Genomic DNA, 23330 nt, shown 5'->3' on the forward strand with positions numbered 1-23330 from the left:
CCTTCGATTATACCCCAGCGCCCCACGGGCCGGTGCGCCTTGCTGCACTGGCCGCGACTGCCGTATCATCGGCCGAATTTCACTTGCCTTCCATCTGAAGAATCCCCCATGCGCCACCTGAAACCTTGCCAGATCGGCATTGCCGTCCTCGCCACCCTGCCAGCCCTGGCTCTCGCGGCACCTGCCGCTCCGAAAGGCGCCAGCGCCACGCTGGCCGTGCTGGAAACCACCGACCTGCATTCGAACGTGGTCGGCTACGACTATTTCAAGCTGGCCGCCGAGCCTTCGATCGGCCTGGACCGCACGGCGCGCCTGATCGCGCAGGCACGGGCCGAGTTCCCGAACACCGTCCTGTTCGACAACGGCGACACGATCCAGGGCAATGCGCTGGCCGACTGGCAGGCGCTGGTGAAACCGCTGGGCTGCGAGCAGACGCTCGGCATCTACAAGGTCATGAATGCGCTCAAGTATGACGGCGCCTCGATCGGCAACCATGAATTCAACTATGGCCTGGCCTACCTGAGCCAGGTGACGGGTAACCGCTTCAAGGTGGCCGGCGTCGCGCAGCCCAAGCGCTGCGCCGGCCCCGCTTTCCCGCAGGTGCTGGCCAACGTCTACAGCGTCAAAACGAAGCAGCCGCTGTTCGCCCCTTACCGCATCGTCGAGAAGAAGCTCAGCGCGCAGGACGCGAATGGCAAGCCGATCACGGCAACAGTCAAGGTCGGCATCATCGGCTTCACGCCGCCGACCATCATGTCCTGGGACAAGCGCTGGCTGGAAGGGAAGGTCTACACCACGGGCGTGCGCGAGGCGGCCCTGAAGTACATCCCCGAGATGCGCAAGAAAGGCGCCGACATCGTGGTGGCGATCGCCCACGGCGGCCTGGATGCCAATCCCTACACGCCGCAGATGGAAAACGCCGGCTGGTACCTGGCCCAGGTGCCGGGCGTGGACGCGATGCTGCTCGGTCACTCGCACCAGCTGTTCCCGAACGCGGCCAGCACCGCGCCGCAATTCAACCTGCCGGGCGTCGACAAGGCCAGGGGCCTGGTGCACGGCGTGCCGACCGTGATGGCGAATTTGTGGGGCAAGCACCTGGGCGTGATCGCGCTGCAGCTGCGCGCCGACGGCAAGCGCTGGACGGTCGAGAAGGACAAGACCGTGGTCGAAGCGCGCGCGGCGCAGAATGCGGATAAAAGCTTCGTCGCGGCCGACCCGGCCGTGATGGACCTGATCCGCGCCGAGCACGAGGCGACCATCGCCTACGTGAAGACGCCGGTGGGCAGCACGGACTTCCGCATGACGACCTACTTCGCGGACGTGGGCGACCCGTCGGCGCTGCAGGTCGTCAACGCGGCCCAGACGGACTACGTGAAAAAGTACATCGCCGCCAACCTGCCGCAATACGCGAAGCTGCCGGTGCTGTCGATGTCGGCGCCGTTCAAGAGCGGCCTGGCCGGCGCCTTCGACTTCACCGACGTCCCGGCCGGCAACCTGGCCCTGAACAACGCGGCCGACCTCTACCTGTACCCGAACGCGCTGTACGCGGTGAAGATCGACGGCGCGGGCCTGAAAGCCTGGCTCGAGACCTCGGCGCGCCGCTTCAATACGATCGACCCGAACAAGACGGGCCCGCAGGAACTGGTCAACGCCTCGGTGCCGAGCTATAACTTCGACACGCCGACCTCCAGCGAGATCAGCTACGAGATCGACGTCACGCAGCCGCCGGGATCGCGCATCCGCAAGCTGGCGCTGCGCGGCGTGCCGGTCGAGCCGAATCAGGAATTCATCGTCGCCACCAACAACTACCGCGCCAGCGGCGGCGGCAACTTCCCCGGCCTGGACGGCAGCAAGACCGTCGTCGCCTCGCCCGATACCAGCCGCGACGTGCTGATCGCCTATATCCGCGACGTGAAAAAGCTGAGCCGCGCCGCGCACGGCAGTACGCGCAGCTGGCGTTTCGCGCAGGTGAAGTCGGCCGGTCCCGTGGTCTTCCATTCGGCTCCCGGCATGATCGGGCTGGCGCGCGAAGCCGGGCTGGAGAACGTGCGCGAAGCCAAGGCCGACGACGGCCTGGGCAAGGGCTTCGCGCTGTACGAACTGGATCTGTCGAAGTGAGGGCGCTGCTGCTGGCGCTGGCGCTGGCAAGCGCCGCGCAGGCCGCCGAGCCGGTGCGGAATGCACAGGCGGCCTACCAGCAGGCGCTCGGCTACCGCAACGGCACCGGCGTCGCGCCCGATGCGGCGCAGGCGGCGCGCCTGATGGAGCAGGCCGCGCGCGCCGGTCTGCCGCAGGCGATGTTTACGCTGTCGAACATGCTGGCGGCGGGAGAGGGCGTGCCGCGCGACGAGGCGGCGGCGCGGCGCTGGCTGGAGCAGGCCGCGGAGGCCGGCCATCCGGCCGCCTTGCAGGAACTGGCGCTGCGCGAACCGGACCCGCGCAAGGCGGAGCTGCTGATGCGCCAGGCGGAGCACGCTTTGCAGCATCAGTAGGGTAGGGGTGGTCGAGGCCAATGGCCTCGACCACGGTTTTATCGGGCGCCCCGTGCCCACCACGGGGCGGCGTCATGTTTACGCCTGGACGTCGTTGATACACACGCCACCAATGACGCCGCGTTTTGGTGGGCACGGGGCGCCCACCCTACGTTTTAGCAACGTCAGTAGTAAGGTAGGGTGGGCGCTCCGTGCCCACCGACGATCAATTCTCGCCAGAGGCCTCGATCTCGTTGGCCGCAATCGCCGCGAGATCCACCAGCGCTTCCAGTTCCGCCGCGCGCAGCTTGCGCGGTTCGCGGTCGATCACGCACAGGGTTCCCATCGCATTGCCCGCGCGGTCGCGCAGTGGCACGCCGGCGTAGAAGCGCATGTGCGGGGCGGCCAGCACCAGCGGGTTGCCGGAGAAGCGGGCGTCGCTGATCGCGTCTTCCACCACGAAAGGACCGTCCTGCAGGATCGCATGGGTGCAGAAGGCCCACTCGCGCGGCGTCTGCTGGGCCGGCAGGCCGACGCGCGCCTTGAACCACTGGCGGCGCGCCGTCAGCAGCGAGATCAGGGCGATCGGCGACTCGGTCACTTTCGAGGCCAGGCGCACGATGCGGTCGAAGCGTTCTTCCTGCGGGGTGTCCACCAGGCCGGTGGCGGCCAGCGCGGCAAGGCGCTGGGCTTCGTCATCGGGCACCGGGAAGCCCGGCTCGGGATTGGGCAGGAATTCGGGATCGGTCGGCGTCGGCGGCAGGCGCCGTTCCGGCGCGCCCGGCTGGCCCGACACCCGGTTCATCAGAGCGCGGATATGGCTCTCGCGCGTGCGGCGGTGGCCGCCCGGCGTTTTCCATGATTCGATGGCGCCGCTTTCCATCCACAGCTGCACAGTACTGGTCGCCACGCCGAGCAGGCGCGCGGCGGCACTGGTGGTCAGGATGGGATCCTCTTCCATTAAATTGCTGTTCATCAATATTCCTAAGTTTATTGAAGTATAGCTGATTTGATGAATCTATTCGGTACTTCCTTGCACTCAACGAAAAGTGATGATCAAAGCAACAAAGTCGTGACTTCTCGTTGCAATATAGAAATTGATCATTCGAAATCCTGTGCGATTTCGTCAATAAACCGGATCCGGGCCACAGGGCGGCGCCGCGGTCGACGGCGTGGTCGCAACCAGGAACCTGATTCACGAATCCGCGCGCCGCATCGAGGACATCATTTCCGTCATCGACGGCGTCGCGTTCCAAGCCGATATCCTGGCCCTGAACGCGGCGGCCGCGGCGGCGCGCGAGATCAAGGTGCTGATCGAAGACCCGATGAGCGAGGTCGGCGCCGGCACGGTGCTGGTCGGCCAGGCCGGCGAGACCATGCGCAAGGTGGTGACGGGGGGCAGCGCGTGACCGACATCATTGGCCAGATCCTTGACGCGACGCGCTTGCAGAGCGCGGGCATCGAGCAGGTGGACCAGGCCATCGTGCGCCTGCAGGCCGACCAGCTGGCCGGCGTCGTGAATACCTTCCAGCTGGAAGAGCAGGGACGCGGCAGGGCGCTGGTCCCGGCCTGAGCCGGCGTCGGCCGCGGGGATTTAGACGGCGGCCAGCGCCAGCTGATGTACGCCGGCTGCGCGTGCAGGCGTGCGGGCCGCGGGAGCGCCGGCCGCCTCGTCCAGCTTGAAGGTGCTGACCAGCTGGGCCAGGCGCGCGGCCTGGTCCTGCATCGATTCCGCCGCGGCGGCGGCCTGTTCGACCAGGGCCGCGTTCTGCTGGGTGACGCTGTCCATGTCGACGATCGCGCTGTTGACCTGCTCGATGCCGGCGCTTTGCTCTTCGCTGGCGTTGGCGATGTCGGCCATGATGCTGGTCACGTGCTCGATGCTGCGCACGATGTCGTTCATGGTGGCGCCGGCGCGGTCGACCTGCCTGGCACCCGCTTCCACGTTCCCGACCGAGTCGTCGATCAGGGCCTTGATCTCCTTGGCGGCGCTGGCCGAACGCTGGGCCAGGTTGCGTACCTCTCCGGCGACGACCGCGAAGCCGCGGCCCTGTTCGCCGGCACGCGCCGCTTCCACGGCCGCGTTCAGGGCCAGGATATTGGTCTGGAAGGCGATGCCGTCGATGACCGAAATGATGTCGACGATCTTGCGCGAGGACTCGTTGATCGAACCCATGGTCGCCACCACTTCGGCTACCACGGCGCCGCCTTCGCCGGCGATCGCGGCCGCGTTCTTGGCCAGCTTGTTGGCTTCGCGGGCGTTGTCGGCGTTCTGGCGTACGGTCGAGGTCAGTTCTTCCATCGAGGAGGCGGTTTCTTCGAGCGAACCGGCCTGCTGTTCGGTACGGGCCGAGAGGTCCGCATTGCCGCTGGCGATCTCGTTCGATGCGGTGGCGATGGCGCCGGTACCGCTGCGCACGTTACCGACGATGTCGGCCAGCGCCTTCGACATGCTGGCGAGCGCGCGCAGCAGGTCGCCGGTCTCGTCGCGCTCGGTGGCGGCGGCGCGGCTCGTCAGGTCGCCGCGCGCGACGCGCTGGGCGAAGCCGACCGCATGGCGCAGCGGCACGGTGATCGAACGGGTGATGACGTAGGCGCCGCCGATCCCGATCAGCAGGGCGCTCAGGCCCAGGACGATCAGGATGATGCGGGTATTCGAATAAGAGTCGAGGATCGAGGTCGCGACGCCGTCGGCCGCTTCGATCTGCATCCTGGCGAGTTTGTTCATCTCGGCCAGGAAGGCCTCGCTCAGCGGCATCAGCTCCTGGGCGTAGATACGGTCCGCGCCCTGCACGTCGCCGGCGCGCTTGGCGGCCAGCAGCGCGCCGCGCGCCTTCAGGTAAGGGTCGCGCGCGGCCTTGACGCGCGCGAACTGGGCGCGCACGCCTTCGTTGCGCAGCGAGCCTTCGACTTCGTTCTGCAATTCGGTGGAACGCGCCGACACGGCCTTCATGCGCGCTTCGATGCGGTCGATCACGGCCGTGTCCTCGGTCACATAGGCGGTTTCCAGGTTGGCGCTGTTCAGCTCGATCAGCTTGCCCCATTCGGCCACGTTGCGCTGGTTCTTGATGCTGGTGTGCACGAGGCGGCTGGTCATGTCGCCGGCTTCCTGCATGCGCAGCAGGGCGGTGACGGTCACCGCCAGCAGCAGGGCGAGGACGAGGGCAAATCCGGCGCCCAGGCGGACACCGATCTTGAGGTTCTTCACGTTGGATTCCCGATGATAGAGCGGCGCTGGGCCGCGGTTCGACTGCAGACGGTCAGCGGCTGTCCTGCGTGGGAACGCCTGCAGTCCGCTGTCAGGGGAAGTATACCAGTCTTGCAGGAATAAATGATGCCATGCAGCAAAATTGCAACATCGCGTGATAGCGATGTTGCAATTGATGTGCAATTAGTGCAACTGCTTCTTTTCGGGCTGGACGAGGATGAAGGGATGGACGACCGAGGCCCACAGGGCGACGCCGCTGGCGCTCCAGGTCTGGGCCTGCAGGTCGGATACCTTGGCGACCTTGCCCTCGCTCATCCAGCGGCTGATGTGGTCCTTGTCGTCGTGCGAGATGCGGACGGCGACGTCGATCAGGTCGAGTTCTTCGCTGACGTAGATCACGTTGCCCTGGGCGAAGTGGCGCTCCAGCTCGCTCCAGGCGATGCGGCCGGTTTCGCGGTTGATTTTGTCGTGCAGTTCGGTGTCGTTTTCGGGCTTGGTTTGCATGCTTTTGCTCGTGGATCAGATGAGTTCGACCGTCGGAAGCGGCGAACCCGCCCATGTTAACCGATAGGCAGCTCCCTTGCGCACATTGCCCACCAGCGCAGGACGGAAGCAGGCGAGGTTGGTGCCCTGCGGCGCACGCACGCTCGGGTAGATCACGCCCATGGAGCCGAGCTCGAGGAGGGTATTGGCCAGCTCTTGCGAGGCGACGTAGCTGCTGGGGTCGAGGCATCTGGCGAAGGCCCCCATGCCGCGGATGTCGTGAAAGCCCGCGTTGAAGTCGGCCAGCATCGCCTGGTAGGTGACGTTGTCGTCGAAGCGATCGATTTCCTGGTATTCGACGGTTTTATGGAAGCTGACTTCTGCCAGCGCTGTTTCGACGTCGAAGGCGCAGTACCAGGCGCCGCGCCGGCCGTCGTTGAAGCGGCTGCCTTCGGGCCGGGCATAGGTATAGGCCGCATTGATGATGCGGAAGTTCGGCACGCCGAACACCAGTTCGTCCACGCCGATCCCGGGCAGCAGGCCGGCTTCTCCGCGCAGGCGCTCGTTGGTGGCGTTGTCGAGGTCGAACAGGTCGCGCAGGGTGGCGTCGCTGTCGGCGAGCGGGGCCAGCACCGAATCCTCGAGGTCGGCGAAACGCGAGGGCAGCAGGCGGCAGGTGTCGAACTGGCGCAGCGCCGTCAGCGCGGGCAGTTTGTGCGCGGCCGCCAAGATCAGAGGCCTCCGCGGCGCGCGTCGAGCAGCTGGCGCACCGTCTGCATGGCCAGCAGGCCGCCGCCCAGCATCACGGCGAGCGGCGTGCGGCCGCCGAAGATGATGTTGGTGTTGGGCAGGTGCACCCATTCGTCGGCCAGCTTGTCGCCGTACAGGATGTGCAGGGCCTTGTAGATGCCGAGCAGGTAGGAAATGCGGGTGATGCGGTCGACCTCGAGCACCCGGTCCGGGTTCTTCTTCCAGTCGTAGAAAGAAGAGGCGCCCAGCCCGCCGAGGAGCTCGCGCGCATCTTCGTCGCGCAGCTGCCAGGCGCCGGCCAGCTTGAAGAAGCCGGTCAGGGCCGACTTCGACAGGCGCTCGCGCTCGGCGCGCGAATTCAGGTCCACCAGCACGGCCGGCTCGAAGCGGCTTTTCGGATAGGAATAGGCCAGGTTCATCGTGTCCTCCAATTCTGGAGTATTTATACTCCGTTTCCGGAGTGGCTGCAACTGACGGTTGTCAAGCCGTGTGCACCATGACAGAATTGGCGCCGAGTTGTCGAAAGGAAAATGTTCGAAAGGAAAGGTACTCCTATGCGTTGGCGTTCGGCGGGGCTCTTCTTACTGGTACTGGGGTGCGTTGCGGCTGCGGCGCTCGCCGTCGCGCGCGGTTCGCGCGTGGCGCCCGGCGACCTGCGCCAGCAGGTGATCGCGGCCGAGCGCGCGTTTGCCGCCAGCATGGCCAGGCGCGACTTCGATGCCTTCACCGACCACCTGTCGCGCGAGGCGGTGTTCATGCGGCCGGGCGGCGCATTGCGCGGCAAGGAAGACGTGGCCGAGGGCTGGCGGCCGTATTTCGACAAGCCGGATGCGCCGTTTTCCTGGGATCCCGAAGAGGTCGAGGTGCTGGCTTCGGGAACGCTGGCGTTCAGCAGCGGGCCGGTGCGCGATGCGGCGGGCAAGCAGGTGGGGCGTTTCAATTCGGTCTGGCGGCTGGAAGGGCCGGGGACCTGGCGGGTAGTGTTCGATCGCGGGTGCGATTGCGGGCGCTGATTATCTTGGCGCCGTCACGCGTGGAGTCAGGACTCCACCCTACGATTATCGGTACCCGTAGGGGTCATTGAGGCCAATGGCCTCAATGACGGGTTCACCGGAGTCCCGACTCCACGCGTTTTCAGCGCTCGATTAATCCGCCGTCGCGCCCGACACCTTCACCGTCTGCCCCCACTTCGCCGTCTCGCTGCGAATGAACTCCGCGAACTGCTCCGGCTTCTCCCCATGCGGCTCGGCGCCTTGCTCGGCCAGCTTCTTCTTCACTTCCGGATCGGCCAGCGCTTTCAGGATCGAGGCATTCAGCTTCGCGATCACCGGCGCCGGCGTTCCGGCCGGGGCCAGGATGCCGAACCAGGACGTGGCGCTGTAGCCCGGCACGCCCGATTCGGCAATCGTCGGCACGTCCGGCAGGGCCGGCGAGCGGGTCGGCGTGGTGACCGCGATCGGACGCAGCTTGCCGGCGCGGACGTGGCCGATCACCGACGGCATGTTGTCGAACATGATGGCTGTCTGGCCGCCCAACAGGTCGGTCAGGGCCGGCGCACTGCCTTTATATGGGATGTGCTGCATCTCGACGCCCGCCATCTGCTGGAACATCTCGCCCGACAGGTGGATCGAGGTGCCGCTGCCGGACGAGGCGAAGGTCACCTTGCCCGGATTGGCTTTTGCATAGGCGATCAGTTCCTTGACCGTCTTGAAGGGTTGCGATGGATTTGCCACCAGCAGGTTCGGCACCAGCGCCACGCGCGAGACCGGCGCGAAATCCTTGATCGGATCGAAGGGCATCTTCTTGTACAGGCTCTGGTTGATCGCGTGGGTGCCGACGGTGCCCATCAGGATCGTGTAGCCGTCCGGCGCCGCGCGCGCCACCATCTGGGCGCCGATGTTGCCGCCGGCGCCGGGGCGGTTGTCGATGATGACCGGCTGGCCCAGGTCCTTGGCCATGAACCCGCCGACCACGCGCGCCAGGATGTCTGTGGTGCCGCCGGGCGAGAAGGGCACGATCATGGTCAGGCCTTTCGACGGGAAGGCCTGGGCCTGGGCGGCGAGCGGCGCCAGCGCGAGGGCGCCGGTGGCCAGCATGGCCAGGGCGAGGGTGCGGCGCTTGGGTGCGAAAGTCTGTGCGAGAGTCTTCATGGTGGGTCTCCAGGATGTTGTTGTGGTTGAAGGGATATTCAGATCGGTGCGACGCCCAACGTGGTGCCGCCGCAGACGTAGAGCACCTGGCCGGTGACGAAGCCGTTTTCCGGCGCCAGGAAAAAGAGCGCTGCACGCGCCACGTCTTCGGGCGTGCCGAGGCGCTTGACGAGGATGCTGTCGAGGATGCGCTGCGTCTGCGGCGCGCCTTCGGGATTGCTGTTCTTGAAGAGCTCCGTGGCGATCGGGCCCGGAGCGACCGCGTTGACGGTGATGCCGTCGGCGCCCAGTTCCTGGGCCAGGGTGCGCGTCAGGCCGATCAGGCCGGCCTTGGTGGCGGAATACACGATGCGTTCGGGCTTGCCGAGCGCCGCGCGCGAGGAGATGTTGACGATGCGGCCCTGGCCGCTTGCACGCAGCGCCGGCAGGCAGGCCTGGGTCAGCAGGATGGGCGCGCGCAGGTGCAGGCCGACGACGTCGTCGAGGTCGGCCATATTCGCGGTATCGATGCTGCCGGGGCGGGTGGCGCCGGCGTTGTTGACGAGGGCGATGACCGTGTACTTCGACGCGATCTCGTGCGCGGCCGCTTCGATGGCGTCCTGCTTCGTCAGGTCGGCCTGCAGCGAGACCAGCTGGTCATGGTGCCAGGCGGGGGCGCGGTAATCGAGATTGAGGACGCTGCGGCCCTGCGCCAGCAAGGCTTCGCAGATGGCGCGGCCGATGCCGGAACTGCCGCCGGTAACCAGGGTGAACTGCCGTGCTTCGATCATGCATTGCGCTCCTCGAAACGGCCGGGCCACGATACCCGGCACGGGTCGATATTAGCATGTCGATAGCGGTTGATGAGCGGCTGTCACACCGGCTCTGCGTGCTCCACCAGCAGCTGCACCTTGGTCACCCCGTTGTACTCGTTCGCATCGAGCCTGAACGCCACGCGCGCCCGGTCGCCCAGCCCTTCGGTATGCCCGAACCAGATCGCATCGTAGCGCCGCCCGTTCCGCTCCAGCAGCAGCTTGAGGTGCTTCTCTTTCAGGATGCGCTGGCTCAGCACGCGGAATTCGTCGCAGAACACGGGCGGCGCGAAACCCTGGCCCCAGACCTGCCCGTCGCACAACTCGATGAAGGTGGTCGAATAGAACTCGTCCTCCAGCGGCCCGTCGGTCTCGACGACGCGCTCGAGCTGGGCCTGGGTCAGCCAGGCGCGCCCGACGGCCTCGAAGGCCTGCTGGAAGGCGTCGAAGGAGTCGGCCCTGATGGTGAGTCCCGCCGCCATCGCGTGGCCGCCGAACTTCTCGATCAGGCCCGGCACCTTCTTCGACACCAGGTCGAGCGCGTCGCGCATGTGGAAACCCGGGATCGAGCGTCCCGACCCCTTGATCAGCCCCGCGCCGCCCGGCGCGAAGGTGATCGTCGGGCGGAAGAATTTCTCCTTCAGGCGCGAGGCGACGATGCCGATCACGCCCTGGTGCCAGCCTTCGTCGAAGACGGCGATGGTGCTGGAGTCCGCGGGCTCGAAGGCATCGAGGTGCAGCAGGGCCGTGTCCTGCATCTCGGCCTCGATCTCGCGCCGCTTCAGGTTGATCTCGTTGAGCTGCTGGGCGATGGCCCAGGCGCGGCCCTCGTCGTCGGTGGTCAGGCACTCGATCCCGAGCGCCATGTCTTCGAGGCGCCCGGCCGCGTTCAGGCGCGGGCCGACGGCGAACCCCAGGTCGAAGGGCGAGGCATTGCGCGCCTCGCGTCCGGCCACGCGGAACAGGGCCGCCACGCCCGCGTGCATGCGGCCGGCGCGCATGCGCTTGATGCCTTGCGCGACCAGGATGCGGTTGTTGGCGTCGAGTTTCACCACGTCGGCCACCGTGCCCAGGGCCACCAGGTCGAGCAGGTTGTCCAGCTTTGGCTGGGTCTGGGCATCGAACACGCCGCGTCGGCGCAGTTCTGCGCGCAGGGCTAGCAGCACGTAGAAGACCACGCCGACGCCGGCCAGGTTTTTACTTGGGAAGCCGCATTCCGGCTGGTTCGGATTGACGATCACGCGTGCCGGCGGCAGCGTGTCGCCCGGCAGGTGGTGGTCGGTGACGACGACCTCGATGCCGCGCCGGTTCGCCTCCAAGACGCCGTCGACGCTGGCGATGCCGTTGTCGACGGTGACGATGATGTCGGGCGCCTTTTCGCGCACGGTCAGCTCGACGATGTCGGGCGTCAGGCCGTAGCCGTGCACGACGCGGTCGGGCACGATGTAATCGACCTCGGCGCCCATCGCGCGCAGGCCGCGCAGGGCGGTGGCGCAGGCGGTGGCGCCGTCGCAGTCGTAGTCGGCGACGATGGTCATTTTTTTACGCGCCGCGATGGCGTCGGCCAGGAACACGGCCGCCGCATCGATGTGTTTCAGGCCGCTGGGCGGCACCAGGGCGGTGAGCTCGCAGGACAGCTCGCGCACGTCGACCAGGCCGCGCGCGGCGTAGATGCGGGCCAGAACAGGGTGCACCCCGCCCTGGCGCAGCAGTTCGGACTGGCGGAAAGGGCAGGGACGGGTGGCGATACGGGTTTTCAAAGCAGGCTATCCAGGCTGATACGGCGCCAGAAGGCGCGTTGCGCCATGGCGGTGGTGGTGAATTCGGCAAGCGCGTCGCGGTGGCTCAGCACCAGGCGCACTTCGCGCAGGCGACGCTTCATCAAGGCATCCAAGATGGGTGCGAACAGCGCGGCTTCAAGTTGCTGCAGCTGGGCGATCCAGCCGCCCCAGTCGGCGCCGACGGCGTAAGGGGCGGCGCTGGCGCAGTACAGGATGGTGTCGCCATCGATCCCCGCGGCGAACTGCGCCAGGTCTTCGACGCGGGCGTCGGCCAGGTGCTCGACCACGCCGCCGTCATCGAGGACGGCGAGTGTCGGCGCGTTCGGCGCCGGCAGCCGGCCGGCATCGGCCGCGCCCCAGGCCCAGAAGGCATTCACCGGCGGCAGCCGGCGCGCCTCCCGCACCGCGTTCACCGGGTGCGTGTGCCACAGGATCTGCACTTCGTTCTGCAGGCGGCGGAAAGCCGCCGCGCGTTCGCCGGCCGGCATCCAGTCGGTCAGGTCCATGCCCAGCGCGGCCTCGGGCGTGGCGGTGTCCAGGCCCGCCCAGTCGTCGGCGCGCATGAACCAGGTGCCGGCGTCGCCGTAGACCAGCGTGTGACCCGCTTCTTCGAAATAGGGCAGGGCGGTATCGAACAGCGCACGGGACTCGGGCTCGGATAAACCCAGGTGGCGCGGGTCGCCCATCATCAGGTGGGTGCGCGCGATCTCGATGTGGATCGGATTGACGATGAACCAGGTGCCGGCCTCTGGCTTGACGCCGAAGCGACGCATCGCGGCGGCGGCCCAGGCCGGACCGCCGCCGTCTGCCAGCCCGAGCGCCTTCGCCAGCCATTGCTCGTGCGGCAAGGCGCGCACCGCATCGTTCAGCGGCACGCGCTGGCGGCTGCTGGTGCGGCTCAGCAGGGCGCCCAGTGCAGGCGCCTGCAGGGAGCGCACCAGGTCGGGAGCGAACTCGGGAATGGGAAGGGCGAAGGGAAGGACGACGGTAAGCTGGGACATACCCGACATTGTAGGCCAAATGGGACCGGCAAGCGACGCCGTGGGCCGTCCCGAAGGCGATCTCGGAGAGCAAATCGTTTCCTCGCGTGCTGTCACGGATGAGCTTCTTGTGGCAAACTGCGGGGTCGGTTGTCAAACACTTAAATTCATGAGCATCATCTACAAGCTGCCGTATGAAGCTTTGGTCGGCCTGCGCTACACGCGCGCCGGCAAGCGCAGCGGCCGCAACCGCTTCATTTCCTTCATTTCGATGATCTCGGTGGCCGGCATCGCCCTCGGCGTCGCCGCGCTGATCGTCGTGCTGTCGGTGATGAACGGCTTCCAGAAGGAAGTCACCGACCGCATGTTGTCGGTGCTGGCGCACGTCGAGGTCTACGATGTGCGCGGCGCCATGCCGGACTGGCGCGCGGTCGGGCGCGAAGCCGCGAAGAATCCGCAGGTCGTGGCAAGCGCGCCCTTCGCCGACGTGCAGGGCATGCTGCTGCGCGACGGCGTGATGAAGCCGGCCCTCCTGCGCGGGATCATCCCGAGCGAAGAATCGAAGGTGTCCGAAGTGGCGCGCCAGATGCGCCAGGGCAGCCTGGACAAGCTGACGCCCGGTTCGATGAACGTGGTGCTGGGCAGCGCGCTGGCCAAGTCGCTCGAGGTGGGCGTCGGCGAGCGCGTCACCATGTTGCTGGGCACCGTGGGCAATGCCGGCGGGGCACCAAGCGCGCCGCGCACCCAGGCCTTTACCGTGGTCGGCATCTTCGAAGCCGGCCACTACGAATTCGATTCCACGCTCGCTTTCGCCCACCTGGACGACGCCGTCACGACCGCGCGCATCGAAGGCCCGGCCGGCGTGCGCCTGCACCTGCGCGACATGCACGCGGCGCCGCGCGTGGCGTCCGAGCTGCGCCGCACGCTCGGCAGCGAGGTCGTGCTGCGCGACTGGTCGCAGGTGAACCCGGTCTGGTTCGCGGCGGTGGAGTCGCAAAAGCGCATGATGTTCATCATCCTGGCGATGATCATCGCGGTGGCCGCCTTCAACCTGGTCTCGACCCTGGTGATGACGGTGAAGGACAAGCAGTCCGACATCGCGATCCTGCGCACCCTGGGCGCATCGAAGCGCTCGATCATGAAGATCTTCATCGTGCAGGGCACCCTGGTCGGCCTGCTCGGCAGCGCGCTCGGTGTGCTGCTGGGTGTGACGGTGGCGCTGAACGTCGACGTGATCGTGCCCTTTATCGAGCGCCTGCTGGGCATCCAGTTCCTCTCCAAAGAGATCTACCTGATCAGCGAGATCCCGTCCGAGTTGCGCTGGCCGGACGTGGCCAGCATCGGCGGTCTGGCCGTGCTGCTGGCCTTCCTGGCGACCCTCTACCCGAGCTGGGCGGGCGCGCGCGTGAAACCGGCGCAGGCGCTGCGCTACGAATGAAGACACGAACATGAGCATCATCCATAAATTGCCCTTCGAGTGGCTGGTCGGCCTGCGCTACACGCGCGCCGGCAAGGGCAGCGACAACAGCGGCTTCATTTCCTTCATCTCCCTGATCTCAGTGGCCGGCATCGCGCTCGGCGTGGCGGCCCTGATCATCGTGCTCTCGGTGATGAACGGCTTTCAGAAACAGGTGACCGACCGCATGCTGTCGGTGCTGGCCCACATCGAGGTCTTCGACGCGCGCGGCAGCATGCCGCAGTGGCAGGAGGCGGCCAAGGAAGCGCTGCGCAATCCTTCGGTGCTGGGCGCCGCGCCCTTCGTGCAGAGCGAAGCGCTGCTGCAGCAAAGGGACGGCGCAATGCGTCCGGCCGTGGTGCGCGGCATCCTGCCGGAAGCGGAGCGCAATGTGTCCGAAGTCGCCAACACCATGCGCCAGGGCCGCATCGATACACTGACGCCGGGCAGCTTCAACATCGTGCTCGGCTACGCGCTGGCCGGGGCGCTGAACCTGCAGGTCGGCGACAAGGTCACCATGCTGCTGGCGCAGGCCCAGGCCACGCCGGCCGGCCTGCTGCCGCGCATGCGCACCTTCACCGTGTCGGGCATCTTCGAAGCGGGCCATGCCGAGTTCGATGCCGGCATGGCCTTCGTCAGTTTGCAGGACGCCGAGAAGATGGAGCGCCTCGATGCGCCCGCCGGCCTGCGCCTGCGCATCAGGGACATGCACGTCGCGCCGCAAGTGGCAGAGGAATTAAAGAAGTCGATGTCGGGCGACCTCGTGATGCGCGACTGGTCGAAGCTGAACGCGGTCTGGTTCGGCGCCGTACAGACCGAGAAGAAGATGATGTTCATTATCCTGACCCTGATCGTGACGGTGGCCGCCTTCAACCTGGTCTCGACCCTGGTGATGACGGTGACCGACAAACAGGCCGACATCGCGATCCTGCGCACCCTGGGCGCCTCGCCGCGCTCGATCATGAAGATCTTCGTGGTGCAGGGCGCGGTGGCCGGCCTGCTCGGCACCGTGCTGGGCGTGGGCGGCGGGGTGCTGGTCGCGCTGAACATCGACGTCATCGTTCCATTCATTGAACAGTTATTGGGAGTGCAGTTCTTGTCCAAGGATATTTACCAATTCACGGCCGTGCCGTCCGAGCTGCGCTGGCCGGACGTGGCCAGCATCGGCATCGTCTCCGTGATCCTGGCGTTTGCCGCCACGCTGTATCCGAGCTGGTCGGCTTCGCGCGTGAAACCGGCGGAGGCGCTGCGCTATGAATGACGCGATGAATCAGCCGGTACTGGCCTGCCGCGGCCTGAGTAAAACCTTCAAGCAGGGCGACTACCAGGTGCAGGTGCTGGACAAGATCGATTTTTCGATCGCCAGGGGCGAGCGCGTGGCGATCGTCGGCGCGTCCGGTTCGGGCAAGTCGACGCTGCTGCATTTGCTGGGCGGCCTGGATACGCCGACCGGCGGCTCGGTGACCCTGCTGGGCGAAGACTTCGCGACCCTGTCGGAGACCCGCCGCGGCGACCTGCGTAATTCCTCGCTCGGCTTCGTCTACCAGTTCCACCACCTGCTGCCGGAATTCTCGGCGCTCGACAACGTGGCCATGCCGCTAATGATCCGGCGCGAGAAGCGCGCGCAGGCGGCAAGCCAAGCGCAGGCCATCCTGGCGCGCGTGGGTCTTGCCAGGCGCGTCGTGCACCGGCCGGGCGAATTGTCCGGCGGCGAACGCCAGCGCGTGGCCCTGGCGCGCGCGCTGGTCACGCAGCCGGCCTGCGTGCTGGCTGACGAACCGACCGGTAACCTCGACCATACGACGGCGCTCGTCATCTTCGACCTGATGCTGGAACTGTCGCGTACCCTGGGCACGGCCTTCGTCATCGTCACCCACGACATGGAACTGGCCCGCCGCTGCGACCGCGCGCTGCGCCTGACCGAGCACGGACTGGTGCCGCTGGAGGACTAAGACATGTGGATCGACACCCACTGCCACCTGGACGCGCACGAATTCGGCGACGCCTCGCTGGACGTGGCGGATCAGGCGCGTGCGGCTGGCGTGTCGATGATCGTGATCCCGGCCGTCGAGCGCGCGAATTTCGAGACTGTAGCGCGGCTCGCGCATGCGGCGCCGAACGCCAGCTATGCGCTCGGCATCCATCCGATCTACGTGCCGCAGGCGCGCGACGAAGACCTCGCGCTGCTGCGCGCCGCGGTGGAAAAAGCGATGATTGATCCGTGCTTCGTGGCCATCGGCGAGATCGGCCTCGACTTCTTCATCCCCATGCTGTGCGAGCCGTACATGCGCGAGAAGCAGGAACGCCTCTTTCGCGAACAGCTGCGCATCGCGCGCGACTTCGATCTGCCGGTGCTGACCCACGTGCGCCGCTCGCAGGACCAGGTGCTGAAACACCTGCGCCAGATCGGGCCGCCGGGCGGCATCGCCCACGCCTTCAACGGCAGCGAGCAGCAGGCGCAGACCTTCATGAAGCTCGGCATGCACCTGGGCTTCGGCGGCGCCATGACCTTTACGCGCGCGCTGCAGATCCGGCGCCTGGCAAGCAACCTGCCGCTGGACCGGATCGTGCTGGAAACCGATGCGCCGGACATCTCGCCCAGCTGGATCCACCCGGCGCGCAACAGCCCGGAACAGCTGCCGCGGATCGGCGCGGCGCTGGCCGAGCTGCGCGGCGTCGACCCGGCCGAAGTCGCGGCCGGCGCCTGGCACAGTTCCCTGGCCGCGATACCCCGTTTGCAGGCCCTGCTGGCGGAATAAAACACAGGTCCGGCGGAACTATTTGCGCTGGCCGAACTCTGCTGTGCAGGCAACCAGACGACGGTCGAACGCGTGCAAAGTTCGCCACATTCTCCCTGGACACGATGATTCACCGCAACCAGGTATTGTCGGGTTCATGGGACCATGGCCCTTTCGGCATGGGAGAGGAATGTGGACAGCGCGAGTGCCTTCCTGCGGGTGCTGCGGCACGAACAGTCACTGAGCACGGCGCACCGCGCGCTGCGCCTGCGCCTTGCGCATCCGGAGGGACTGTTCGATGACCTGCTGCTGCCGCAGCAGATCGTGGGCAGCGAGTCCATCTGTGGCGGCATCGAGTACCGCGTCGCCTGCGTCTCCAGCGATCCGGCGCTGGCGCTGAAAGACTTCATCGCGCTGCCGGCCGAAGTGCAGATCGTCACCGACCGCGGCGCCTTGCGCAGCATCTGCGGCATCGTCACCGAAGCGCGCGCCGGCGACAGCGACGGCTCCCTCACGAGCTATCAGCTGGTGTTGCGCGACGCGCTGGCCGTCATGGAAAAGCGCGTCAACAGCCGCATCTTCCGCAACCAGAACGAGCTCGCCATCGTGCAGGTGCTGTTCGACGAATGGCGCCATGCGAACGCGGTGCTGGCCGGCGCCTTCGAATACGAGCTCGATACGTTGCTCGATCCTGCCCGGTACCCGGCGCGCGAACAGACCATGCAGTACAACGAGTCCGACGCCGGCTTCGTGCGCCGCCTGCTGCGCCGGCGCGGCATCTCCTGGTGCGTGCGTCCGGGCCGCAGCCGCGCCAGCGCCGTCGACCCCGAGCACGACCGCGTCCCCGCACATACCCTGGTGCTGTTCGGCGAAGACGCCAGGCTGCCCCGCAACGCCGCCGGCACCGTGCGCTTCCACCGCGACGACGCCACCGAGGAACGCGACACCATCACCGCCTGGAGCGCCGCGCGCACGCTGCAGCCGGGACTCGCCTCGCGCCACAGCTGGGACTACAAGCATCCCGGCGGCGAGCGCTTCATGGCGACCGGCGCACGCGCTGAATTCGACCAGGGCGGACATGGCAACGCGCTGGCGGCCAGCCTCGACGACTACCTGCTCGACACCCCGCACGCCGGCAGCGACGGCGAAGACCACGCGCGCCTGGGCCAGCTGCGCATGGCGCGCCACGGCTTCGAGGCCAAGTGTTTTCAGGGCGAGGGCACGGTGCGCGACTTCTGCGCCGGCCAGTCCTTCACGTTCGAGGGCCATCCCGAGATCGACGGCCATCCCGAGGACGAGCGCGATTTCCTCATCACCGCACTGCACGCCAGCATCCGCAACAACCTGCCGGGCGACATGAACCTGCGCGCCGAGCGCCTGCTGGCCCGTTCCGGCTGGACCGCGCCTCTCGGCGGCGCGCCGGTGCAGGTACGCTTCACGGCAGTGCGCTGCGGCGTGCCGGTGGTGCCGGCCTTCGATCCGCGCGTCGACCTGCCGCATCCGCAGCTGCAAAGCGCGATCGTCGTCGGCCCCGCCAACGAGGAGGTGCATTGCGACAGCCTGGGACGCGTCAAGATCCGCTTCCCCGGCATGCGCATGCGCGACCACGAGCACGCCCACGGCGCCGGCGCCTCCGGCTCGCCGCTCGACTCGGCCTGGGTGCGCGTCGCCTCGAACTGGGCCGGCAACGGCCCCGGCAGCCACCAGCAGAACGGCAGCATCAGCCTGCCGCGCGTGGGCAGCGAAGTGCTGGTCGCCTTCCTCGGCGGCGACCCCGACAAGCCCATCGTGCTGGCCCAGCTCTTCAACGGCCAGGCCGCGCCGCCGGCCCTGAGCCCGAAGGGCGAACTGCCCGGCAACCGCTACCTGTCCGGCCTGCGTTCGCGCGAAGTGGGCGGGCGCCGCGGCAGCCAGCTGCGTTTCGACGACACCCGCGGCGAGATCGGCGTTCAGGTGGCGAGCGACCATGGGGCGTCGGAACTGAATCTCGGGTGGATGACGCGGGCGCGGGCGAATGGCGAAGGCAAGGCGCGGGGCGAGGGGGCGGAGCTGCGCAGCGATCATGCGGTGGCGATTCGGGGCAAGAAAGGGGTGCTGGTCAGCGCCGAGGCGGCATCCAACGAAAGTGGGCAGCAGCTGTCCCGCAGTGGCCTGCTGGGGCTGGCGCAGTTGATGCAGAGCGTAGCCGACGAGATGGCGAAACTGGCCGAGCACCATGCCGGCGACGAACAGGCCAGCGGGCGGCTTGCTGAACTGGCGGACAAGATCAGGACCTGGGATGAGGGCAGCAACGTCGCGCCAGGGACACCGGGCGGGAAGGGGGGCGCTCCCATCGTCGCCGTGACGGCGCCCGCCGGCGTCGTCCTGGCGAGCCAGCAGAACGTGGCGCTCGGAGCGGAAAAGAAGGTGGACGTGGTCAGCGGCGGCGACACCCAAATCTCCGCCGGCCGCAATGTCTTCGTGCGCGCGGCGCGCGGCATCAGCGCATTCGCCCATGCACTCGGCGTCAAGCTGGTCGCCGCCGACGGCGACGTGACGCTGGAGGCGCGGCGGGGTGGGATTCAGGTCCGCGCCCACAAGCGCATCAGCCTGATCTCGTCGGAGGCGATCCACATCGAGGCGCCGCTGGTGCGCATCGTCTCGCGCGGCGCGCAGACCGAATGGGCGGACGGAACGATTACCCAGCAAGGCAGCGGCAAGCATATGATCAAGGCGTCGGCGATCGTGCACGCAGGGCCGGGCGGCGGCACGCCGACGACGCTCGATTTCTCCAAATCGAACATCCGCACCGACGAGCGCATGGTGCTGCGCGACCTGCAGACGCGCGATCCGATTCCCCTGCAGCGCTATATCGCCCACCTCGAGGACGGCAGCACGATTGCCGGCACCAGCGACGAGGACGGCCGCACCTCCCTGGTCCAGAGCGCCACGCTCGGACCTGTCCGCTTCGAACTGCTTGACTGAACGCCGGCCTGCAGGCGCCACTCCCATGACTGAATCGACCAGGCCGCTACCGCCGCTGATTCCCTTGGCCCACGGCGGCTGGGAGGTCAATTCCTTCATGTCCTCGACCGAGTACACGATTCGCGGCATGGGCTTGAAGCCGCCGAATCATGTGATTCCGGTGATCGTGGTGCCGGGGATTATGGGGACGAATTTGCGGGCGAAGATGCATCCGCGGCCCATGCGGAGTAACGAGAAAAACGGGAAGGCCGATCCAGGGGAAGTGGTATGGCGTCCGCCCAATGGAATAAAGGAGGGACTGCTGGCGGTGAAATTCTGGGAACAGCGATCTGCCGCGGAGCGCCAGAAGCTCTTCGATGGTCCCACGCTGGAAGTTGACGGGCGGGGCGCTATCGCATTGCTCGATTCCGTCGAAGGATATGAGTTGTCGGAATCGGAGATGCGCAAGCAAGGCTGGGGCGAAGTGCACGCTGATTCGTATGGCATCTTGCTGCATGCACTACAAACCCGCCTGAACCAGACGTTCGGTTTCGACGAAATCAAGAAGGAGCGCTATCTGTTGCAGCACTGGAAGGACGTCATGTCCTGCGAACCGAGCAAGTGGGGCGTGCGTGAATTCGAGCCGCTGACGGAAAAACATCTCGCCAAACACGCCAAGCGCTATTTTCCGGTCTACGCTGTCGGTTATAACTGGCTCGAGGATTGCGCGATCTCGTCGGAGCGGCTGGAAAGCCGGATTAACGAGATCATCGCTTTCTGGAAAAGCGCTAAACGGCACTGCGAACAGGTCATTCTCATCACGCACTCGATGGGTGGGCTGGTAGCACGCGCGTGCGCCAAACGCATTCCCCACAGGATCGCCGGCGTCATTCATGGCGTCATGCCCGCTTTTGGGGCGCCGGCGGCGTACCGACGCATGGCCTGCGGCACCGAGAGTTCGAGTCCCGACAACGGCCCACTCGACAACATGGCCGCGTCCGCGCTGGCAAAAATTCTGGGGGAGACGACCGACAAGACGACGCCCGTGCTGGCAACCTCGCCGGGCGCGCTTGAACTGCTGCCGAATCATCTCTATCCCGGTCCGTGGCTGCATGTTCGCGTCACGACGTCTATTGGTAAACCTCAGCCTGTGAACGGAGCAAGCAAAGTTAATTCGGCGGGCAATAACCCTACGTCCATCGACTGTCTGCACTTTCCTGGACCGACATCGCCAAATCCCTACGACATATACAGGGATATGAGCCCTTGGTATCGTTTGATCAACCCGGCCTTGGCGGACCCTGCGGGGAAACACAAAGAAACAGAAAAAGGGGTCGAGAAGGCCATTATCGCGGCGGTTAACACTGCCGAGACATTCCACCGGTCGCTGGGCGATTATTATCATCCAAACACGTACGCGTTTTACGGCAACGACCAGCACAAACGCTCATATGGCCAGGTGCGCTGGGTCGCAAGGCAACAAGCCGGAGCTGCAACCGTCGTCACCGCGGCGAACGTCAATGCCGCACATTTTGTCGGTCACACTACGCTAGGCCAGCGCCGTGTGCGCCTGGAAGAAAAGACCGAGCTGCTGTTCGCACTGGAGGAGCAGGACGCGCGTGGCGACGGCACCGTTCCTTACCAGTCAGGAACTGGACCCAGCGGAAAGGCCAAGCAGGTGTTCGCGACGCAGGGTTACGACCATCAGGGTTCGTACAAGCATCCCGATATGTTGTTGCTGACCCTGCGGCTGGTCGTGAAGATCGTGCAGGAGACGACGTGAAGCGTTGGCTCCGGAACGGGCTGGCAAGACTGCTGGCTGGAGTGATTATCGCCGGAATGACGGGAGCCTGGGCCATTGGCGAGGTTCGCGGGCAGCGCGCGGCGGCACAACGGGACAAAGACGAGGTGGCGCGAATGACCCAGAAGATGACCACGGTATGCATCGGCAGGTTCCTGGTTGATCTGCCAGAAGAAACAAGGCTTGAGCTGGCCAAGCCGCGGATACACGGCTTCGATATTTCGTCGCTCGACGAGTCGGAAGCCGATTTTCAAGTCCGCCTTGCCCAGCGCGAGGCACGCCTGCGGGCTACGCCCGACCGCCTCGGCGGGAACAAGAACGTCGAATCGGTCAGGGAGGTGAAGACTGAGAACGGCGTCATCGGCAAGATTTTCGTTCATAGCCGGACGGTAATGGAAGGAACGCGAATGCGGGGGTTGGAACAGGAGCGTTACCGCTTTGAAGGCGTTGCGATCGAAGCCCTGGTGCATGGACAGGGTCTGAGTTTCGATCTATCAGCACCCGATTACGACCCTGCAAAGATCGAAAATCTGTCCAAGCTAGTCGCCAAGCTGGTGCCGAATCCGACTAACGAAGCGCCGAAAGAACCGGGTTTCTGCATCGATCGAGCTTGGTTTCGTGATCCGCTCACCGCTGATCAAGGCGAACAAATCATCATGCGCGCGATGTTACCAAGCCATCCTGATATCGACCTCATGCTAATTTTGGCAGCTGGAAACAAACCGGAGGAGCAAACTCTGCTTCAGCGGAGTGCGGATGTGGATGCGAAAATGTCCGCATCGGACAAGGCGCGGCTCTCCAACCTCCGTGCAGAGCCGCGAACGATAGGCGGCATCGTCGGCGATGAGTTGGTCACACGCGGGGTCGAAAAAAATGATGCAGTCGTTTATGGATTTTGGTGGGAGATAAATGGAACCGAGGACAATGTCTTCATTCCCCACCTTTCTTTTACCATGGAAACTGGTAAGAGTGATAACGGACCAGTTCCTTCGTCGTTGTCGCAGGACGCCGCAATGGCACTGTGGGACAAGATTTCATCCAGCATTCGACTGCGTCCCACGCAAGAACGCAAGCCTGTCGAAGCAGAGCCGCCGCCAACTCCACTCGGCACCCACGCCTTGGCTGGCGATCGCTGTCCCGAAAGCGGCTGGTGGCTGTGTGGCGACGGCGGTGACGGGATCGGTGTGCTCGGTGGGCAGCGCCAGTACATCAAGAAGGGCGACCGCATGCCGCAGGCCTTGTTGCTCCCACCGCAGACAATGTGGGAAAAGCTGCGGGGCGTGCAGCCGAGCTTCGAGTCGGCAACCCAGACTTCTTGGAAGCTGGTCGACAAACGCAATCGCAAGCGCGTACCTTCGGCTCTGCCGCTGGCGCAGGCGACACCTGCTGCGGCGGCGGGCATGAGTGGTTCCGCTACAGGGCCGCGCATCATGGAAGAGCAGGGTGTACCGGTCGGCAGTTTCGCTGCCACTGGCGTGCCCTGTCCAGCCAGCGGCTGGTGGCGCTGCGAAGACCCACGCGCACTGGATGGCACGCGCTGGTTCGCACGGGGGAGCTTGCTGCCTTCGGCAACGTTCGCGCTTCCGCCCGGGGCGTTCGGGCGCTCGGCGCATGGAGCGCAGTCGATCGAGCGTCGCGGTGAATGGCGCCTGATGCGGCTTGCCGATTCGCCAGTGCAGGGGAGCCGCGGCGCTGAGGAATCGGCATGATGCGCCTGCTCTGGAGGCGGGTGGCGACGCTTGGCATTGTCGCAATCGGCGCTGGATTGGCTGCAACCT

At 66.1% G+C, this 23330-nt stretch carries 21 protein-coding genes; 12 read left to right on the forward strand and 9 right to left on the reverse strand.

What is annotated here, in order from left to right; translation table 11 throughout:
- Window positions 1-108: 108 nt before the first annotated feature.
- A complete protein-coding gene (locus ACFPQ5_RS08315) occupies window positions 109-2118 on the forward strand; it encodes a bifunctional 2',3'-cyclic-nucleotide 2'-phosphodiesterase/3'-nucleotidase (RefSeq protein ID WP_379753439.1) in 2010 nt (669 codons plus the stop codon).
- Complete coding sequence (locus ACFPQ5_RS08320) at window positions 2115-2492, forward strand: tetratricopeptide repeat protein (RefSeq protein WP_379753441.1); 378 nt, start codon at window positions 2115-2117, stop codon at window positions 2490-2492. Before ACFPQ5_RS08315 ends, ACFPQ5_RS08320 begins: the two co-directional genes overlap by 4 nt.
- 205 nt (window positions 2493-2697) lie before the next feature.
- Here the strand turns inward: ACFPQ5_RS08320 and ACFPQ5_RS08325 are convergent, their stop codons facing one another.
- The gene (locus ACFPQ5_RS08325) at window positions 2698-3447 is read right to left on the reverse strand and encodes a GAF domain-containing protein (protein ID WP_379753445.1); all 750 of its coding nucleotides are present in this window, start codon (window positions 3445-3447) and stop codon (window positions 2698-2700) included.
- Between the two features lie 196 nt (window positions 3448-3643).
- Between ACFPQ5_RS08325 and ACFPQ5_RS08330 the strand changes: the two genes are divergently transcribed.
- Window positions 3644-3880 (forward strand): methyl-accepting chemotaxis protein, encoded by a 237-nt coding sequence (locus tag ACFPQ5_RS08330; RefSeq protein ID WP_379753448.1) that lies wholly within the window; start codon window positions 3644-3646, stop codon window positions 3878-3880.
- Complete coding sequence (locus ACFPQ5_RS08335) at window positions 3877-4044, forward strand: hypothetical protein (RefSeq protein WP_379753451.1); 168 nt, start codon at window positions 3877-3879, stop codon at window positions 4042-4044. The genes ACFPQ5_RS08330 and ACFPQ5_RS08335 overlap by 4 nt, the downstream gene beginning before the upstream one ends.
- A 21-nt stretch (window positions 4045-4065) precedes the next feature.
- On the opposite strand, the gene ACFPQ5_RS08340 is transcribed toward ACFPQ5_RS08335, so the two are convergent.
- From ACFPQ5_RS08340 to ACFPQ5_RS08355, 4 genes are all read right to left on the reverse strand, one after another.
- Window positions 4066-5679, reverse strand: a complete 1614-nt coding sequence (locus ACFPQ5_RS08340; protein WP_379753454.1) for a methyl-accepting chemotaxis protein — start codon at window positions 5677-5679, stop codon at window positions 4066-4068.
- Between the two features lie 183 nt (window positions 5680-5862).
- Window positions 5863-6183 carry a DUF2288 domain-containing protein gene (locus tag ACFPQ5_RS08345; protein ID WP_379753457.1) on the reverse strand — a complete coding sequence of 107 codons (321 nt, stop codon included), beginning with the start codon at window positions 6181-6183 and terminating at the stop codon, window positions 5863-5865.
- A gap of 15 nt (window positions 6184-6198) precedes the next feature.
- Entirely contained in the window at window positions 6199-6891 is a 693-nt protein-coding gene (locus ACFPQ5_RS08350) for an RES family NAD+ phosphorylase (RefSeq protein ID WP_379753460.1), read from the reverse strand.
- Window positions 6892-6893: 2 nt separating this feature from the next.
- Complete coding sequence (locus ACFPQ5_RS08355) at window positions 6894-7331, reverse strand: MbcA/ParS/Xre antitoxin family protein (RefSeq protein ID WP_379753463.1); 438 nt, start codon at window positions 7329-7331, stop codon at window positions 6894-6896.
- Window positions 7332-7466: 135 nt separating this feature from the next.
- On the opposite strand from ACFPQ5_RS08355, the gene ACFPQ5_RS08360 reads away from it, so the two are divergent.
- Entirely contained in the window at window positions 7467-7925 is a 459-nt protein-coding gene (locus tag ACFPQ5_RS08360; protein ID WP_379753466.1) for a YybH family protein, read from the forward strand.
- A gap of 132 nt (window positions 7926-8057) precedes the next feature.
- Here ACFPQ5_RS08360 and ACFPQ5_RS08365 read toward each other — a convergent pair whose 3' ends face one another.
- The 4 genes from ACFPQ5_RS08365 to ACFPQ5_RS08380 all read right to left on the reverse strand — a co-directional run bounded on the left by ACFPQ5_RS08365 (window position 8058) and on the right by ACFPQ5_RS08380 (window position 12635).
- Window positions 8058-9062, reverse strand: coding sequence for a Bug family tripartite tricarboxylate transporter substrate binding protein (locus ACFPQ5_RS08365; protein ID WP_379753469.1), 1005 nt, complete (start codon window positions 9060-9062; stop codon window positions 8058-8060).
- A 38-nt stretch (window positions 9063-9100) separates the two neighbouring features.
- Complete coding sequence (locus tag ACFPQ5_RS08370) at window positions 9101-9832, reverse strand: SDR family NAD(P)-dependent oxidoreductase (RefSeq protein ID WP_379753472.1); 732 nt, start codon at window positions 9830-9832, stop codon at window positions 9101-9103.
- Between the two features lie 83 nt (window positions 9833-9915).
- Complete coding sequence (gene recJ, locus ACFPQ5_RS08375) at window positions 9916-11613, reverse strand: single-stranded-DNA-specific exonuclease RecJ (RefSeq protein WP_379753475.1); 1698 nt, start codon at window positions 11611-11613, stop codon at window positions 9916-9918.
- On the reverse strand, window positions 11610-12635 hold the full coding sequence (locus tag ACFPQ5_RS08380) for a hypothetical protein (RefSeq protein WP_379753478.1): 1026 nt from the start codon (window positions 12633-12635) through the stop codon (window positions 11610-11612). The genes recJ and ACFPQ5_RS08380 overlap by 4 nt, the downstream gene beginning before the upstream one ends.
- A 148-nt stretch (window positions 12636-12783) precedes the next feature.
- Here ACFPQ5_RS08380 and ACFPQ5_RS08385 point away from each other — a divergent pair, with 148 nt between their 5' ends.
- The 7 genes from ACFPQ5_RS08385 (at window position 12784) to ACFPQ5_RS08415 (ending at window position 23261) form a co-directional block, all read left to right on the forward strand.
- Window positions 12784-14052 (forward strand): lipoprotein-releasing ABC transporter permease subunit, encoded by a 1269-nt coding sequence (locus tag ACFPQ5_RS08385; RefSeq protein ID WP_379753481.1) that lies wholly within the window; start codon window positions 12784-12786, stop codon window positions 14050-14052.
- A 10-nt stretch (window positions 14053-14062) separates the two neighbouring features.
- Entirely contained in the window at window positions 14063-15331 is a 1269-nt protein-coding gene (locus ACFPQ5_RS08390; RefSeq protein ID WP_379753484.1) for a lipoprotein-releasing ABC transporter permease subunit, read from the forward strand.
- Window positions 15324-16022 (forward strand): lipoprotein-releasing ABC transporter ATP-binding protein LolD, encoded by a 699-nt coding sequence (lolD, locus tag ACFPQ5_RS08395; RefSeq protein ID WP_379753487.1) that lies wholly within the window; start codon window positions 15324-15326, stop codon window positions 16020-16022. The genes ACFPQ5_RS08390 and lolD overlap by 8 nt, the downstream gene beginning before the upstream one ends.
- A 3-nt stretch (window positions 16023-16025) precedes the next feature.
- Window positions 16026-16829: a TatD family hydrolase gene (locus ACFPQ5_RS08400; protein ID WP_379753490.1), complete on the forward strand. Its 804-nt coding sequence runs from the start codon at window positions 16026-16028 to the stop codon at window positions 16827-16829.
- A 171-nt stretch (window positions 16830-17000) separates the two neighbouring features.
- Entirely contained in the window at window positions 17001-19772 is a 2772-nt protein-coding gene (locus ACFPQ5_RS08405; protein WP_379753493.1) for a type VI secretion system Vgr family protein, read from the forward strand.
- Between the two features lie 25 nt (window positions 19773-19797).
- Window positions 19798-21534, forward strand: a complete 1737-nt coding sequence (locus ACFPQ5_RS08410) for a PGAP1-like alpha/beta domain-containing protein (RefSeq protein ID WP_379753496.1) — start codon at window positions 19798-19800, stop codon at window positions 21532-21534.
- A complete protein-coding gene (locus tag ACFPQ5_RS08415; protein ID WP_379753499.1) occupies window positions 21531-23261 on the forward strand; it encodes a T6SS immunity protein Tli4 family protein in 1731 nt (576 codons plus the stop codon). The genes ACFPQ5_RS08410 and ACFPQ5_RS08415 overlap by 4 nt, the downstream gene beginning before the upstream one ends.
- Window positions 23262-23330: the final 69 nt, after the last annotated feature.

Origin of the sequence: Massilia suwonensis, from assembly GCF_042655665.1 — a bacterium.
Taxonomy (GTDB): Bacteria; Pseudomonadota; Gammaproteobacteria; order Burkholderiales; family Burkholderiaceae_D; genus Telluria; species Telluria suwonensis.

Coding starts and splice junctions, on each gene's coding strand:
- ACFPQ5_RS08355 (WP_379753463.1), bottom strand. CDS start 7,331: ATGAACCTGGCCTATTCCTATCCGAAAAGCCGCTTCGAGCCGGCCGTG.
- ACFPQ5_RS08410 (WP_379753496.1), top strand. CDS start 19,798: ATGACTGAATCGACCAGGCCGCTACCGCCGCTGATTCCCTTGGCCCAC.
- ACFPQ5_RS08385 (WP_379753481.1), top strand. CDS start 12,784: ATGAGCATCATCTACAAGCTGCCGTATGAAGCTTTGGTCGGCCTGCGC.
- ACFPQ5_RS08315 (WP_379753439.1), top strand. CDS start 109: ATGCGCCACCTGAAACCTTGCCAGATCGGCATTGCCGTCCTCGCCACC.
- ACFPQ5_RS08360 (WP_379753466.1), top strand. CDS start 7,467: ATGCGTTGGCGTTCGGCGGGGCTCTTCTTACTGGTACTGGGGTGCGTT.
- ACFPQ5_RS08370 (WP_379753472.1), bottom strand. CDS start 9,832: ATGATCGAAGCACGGCAGTTCACCCTGGTTACCGGCGGCAGTTCCGGC.
- ACFPQ5_RS08380 (WP_379753478.1), bottom strand. CDS start 12,635: ATGTCCCAGCTTACCGTCGTCCTTCCCTTCGCCCTTCCCATTCCCGAG.
- ACFPQ5_RS08325 (WP_379753445.1), bottom strand. CDS start 3,447: ATGAACAGCAATTTAATGGAAGAGGATCCCATCCTGACCACCAGTGCC.
- lolD (WP_379753487.1), top strand. CDS start 15,324: ATGAATGACGCGATGAATCAGCCGGTACTGGCCTGCCGCGGCCTGAGT.
- ACFPQ5_RS08390 (WP_379753484.1), top strand. CDS start 14,063: ATGAGCATCATCCATAAATTGCCCTTCGAGTGGCTGGTCGGCCTGCGC.
- ACFPQ5_RS08400 (WP_379753490.1), top strand. CDS start 16,026: ATGTGGATCGACACCCACTGCCACCTGGACGCGCACGAATTCGGCGAC.
- ACFPQ5_RS08345 (WP_379753457.1), bottom strand. CDS start 6,183: ATGCAAACCAAGCCCGAAAACGACACCGAACTGCACGACAAAATCAAC.
- ACFPQ5_RS08365 (WP_379753469.1), bottom strand. CDS start 9,062: ATGAAGACTCTCGCACAGACTTTCGCACCCAAGCGCCGCACCCTCGCC.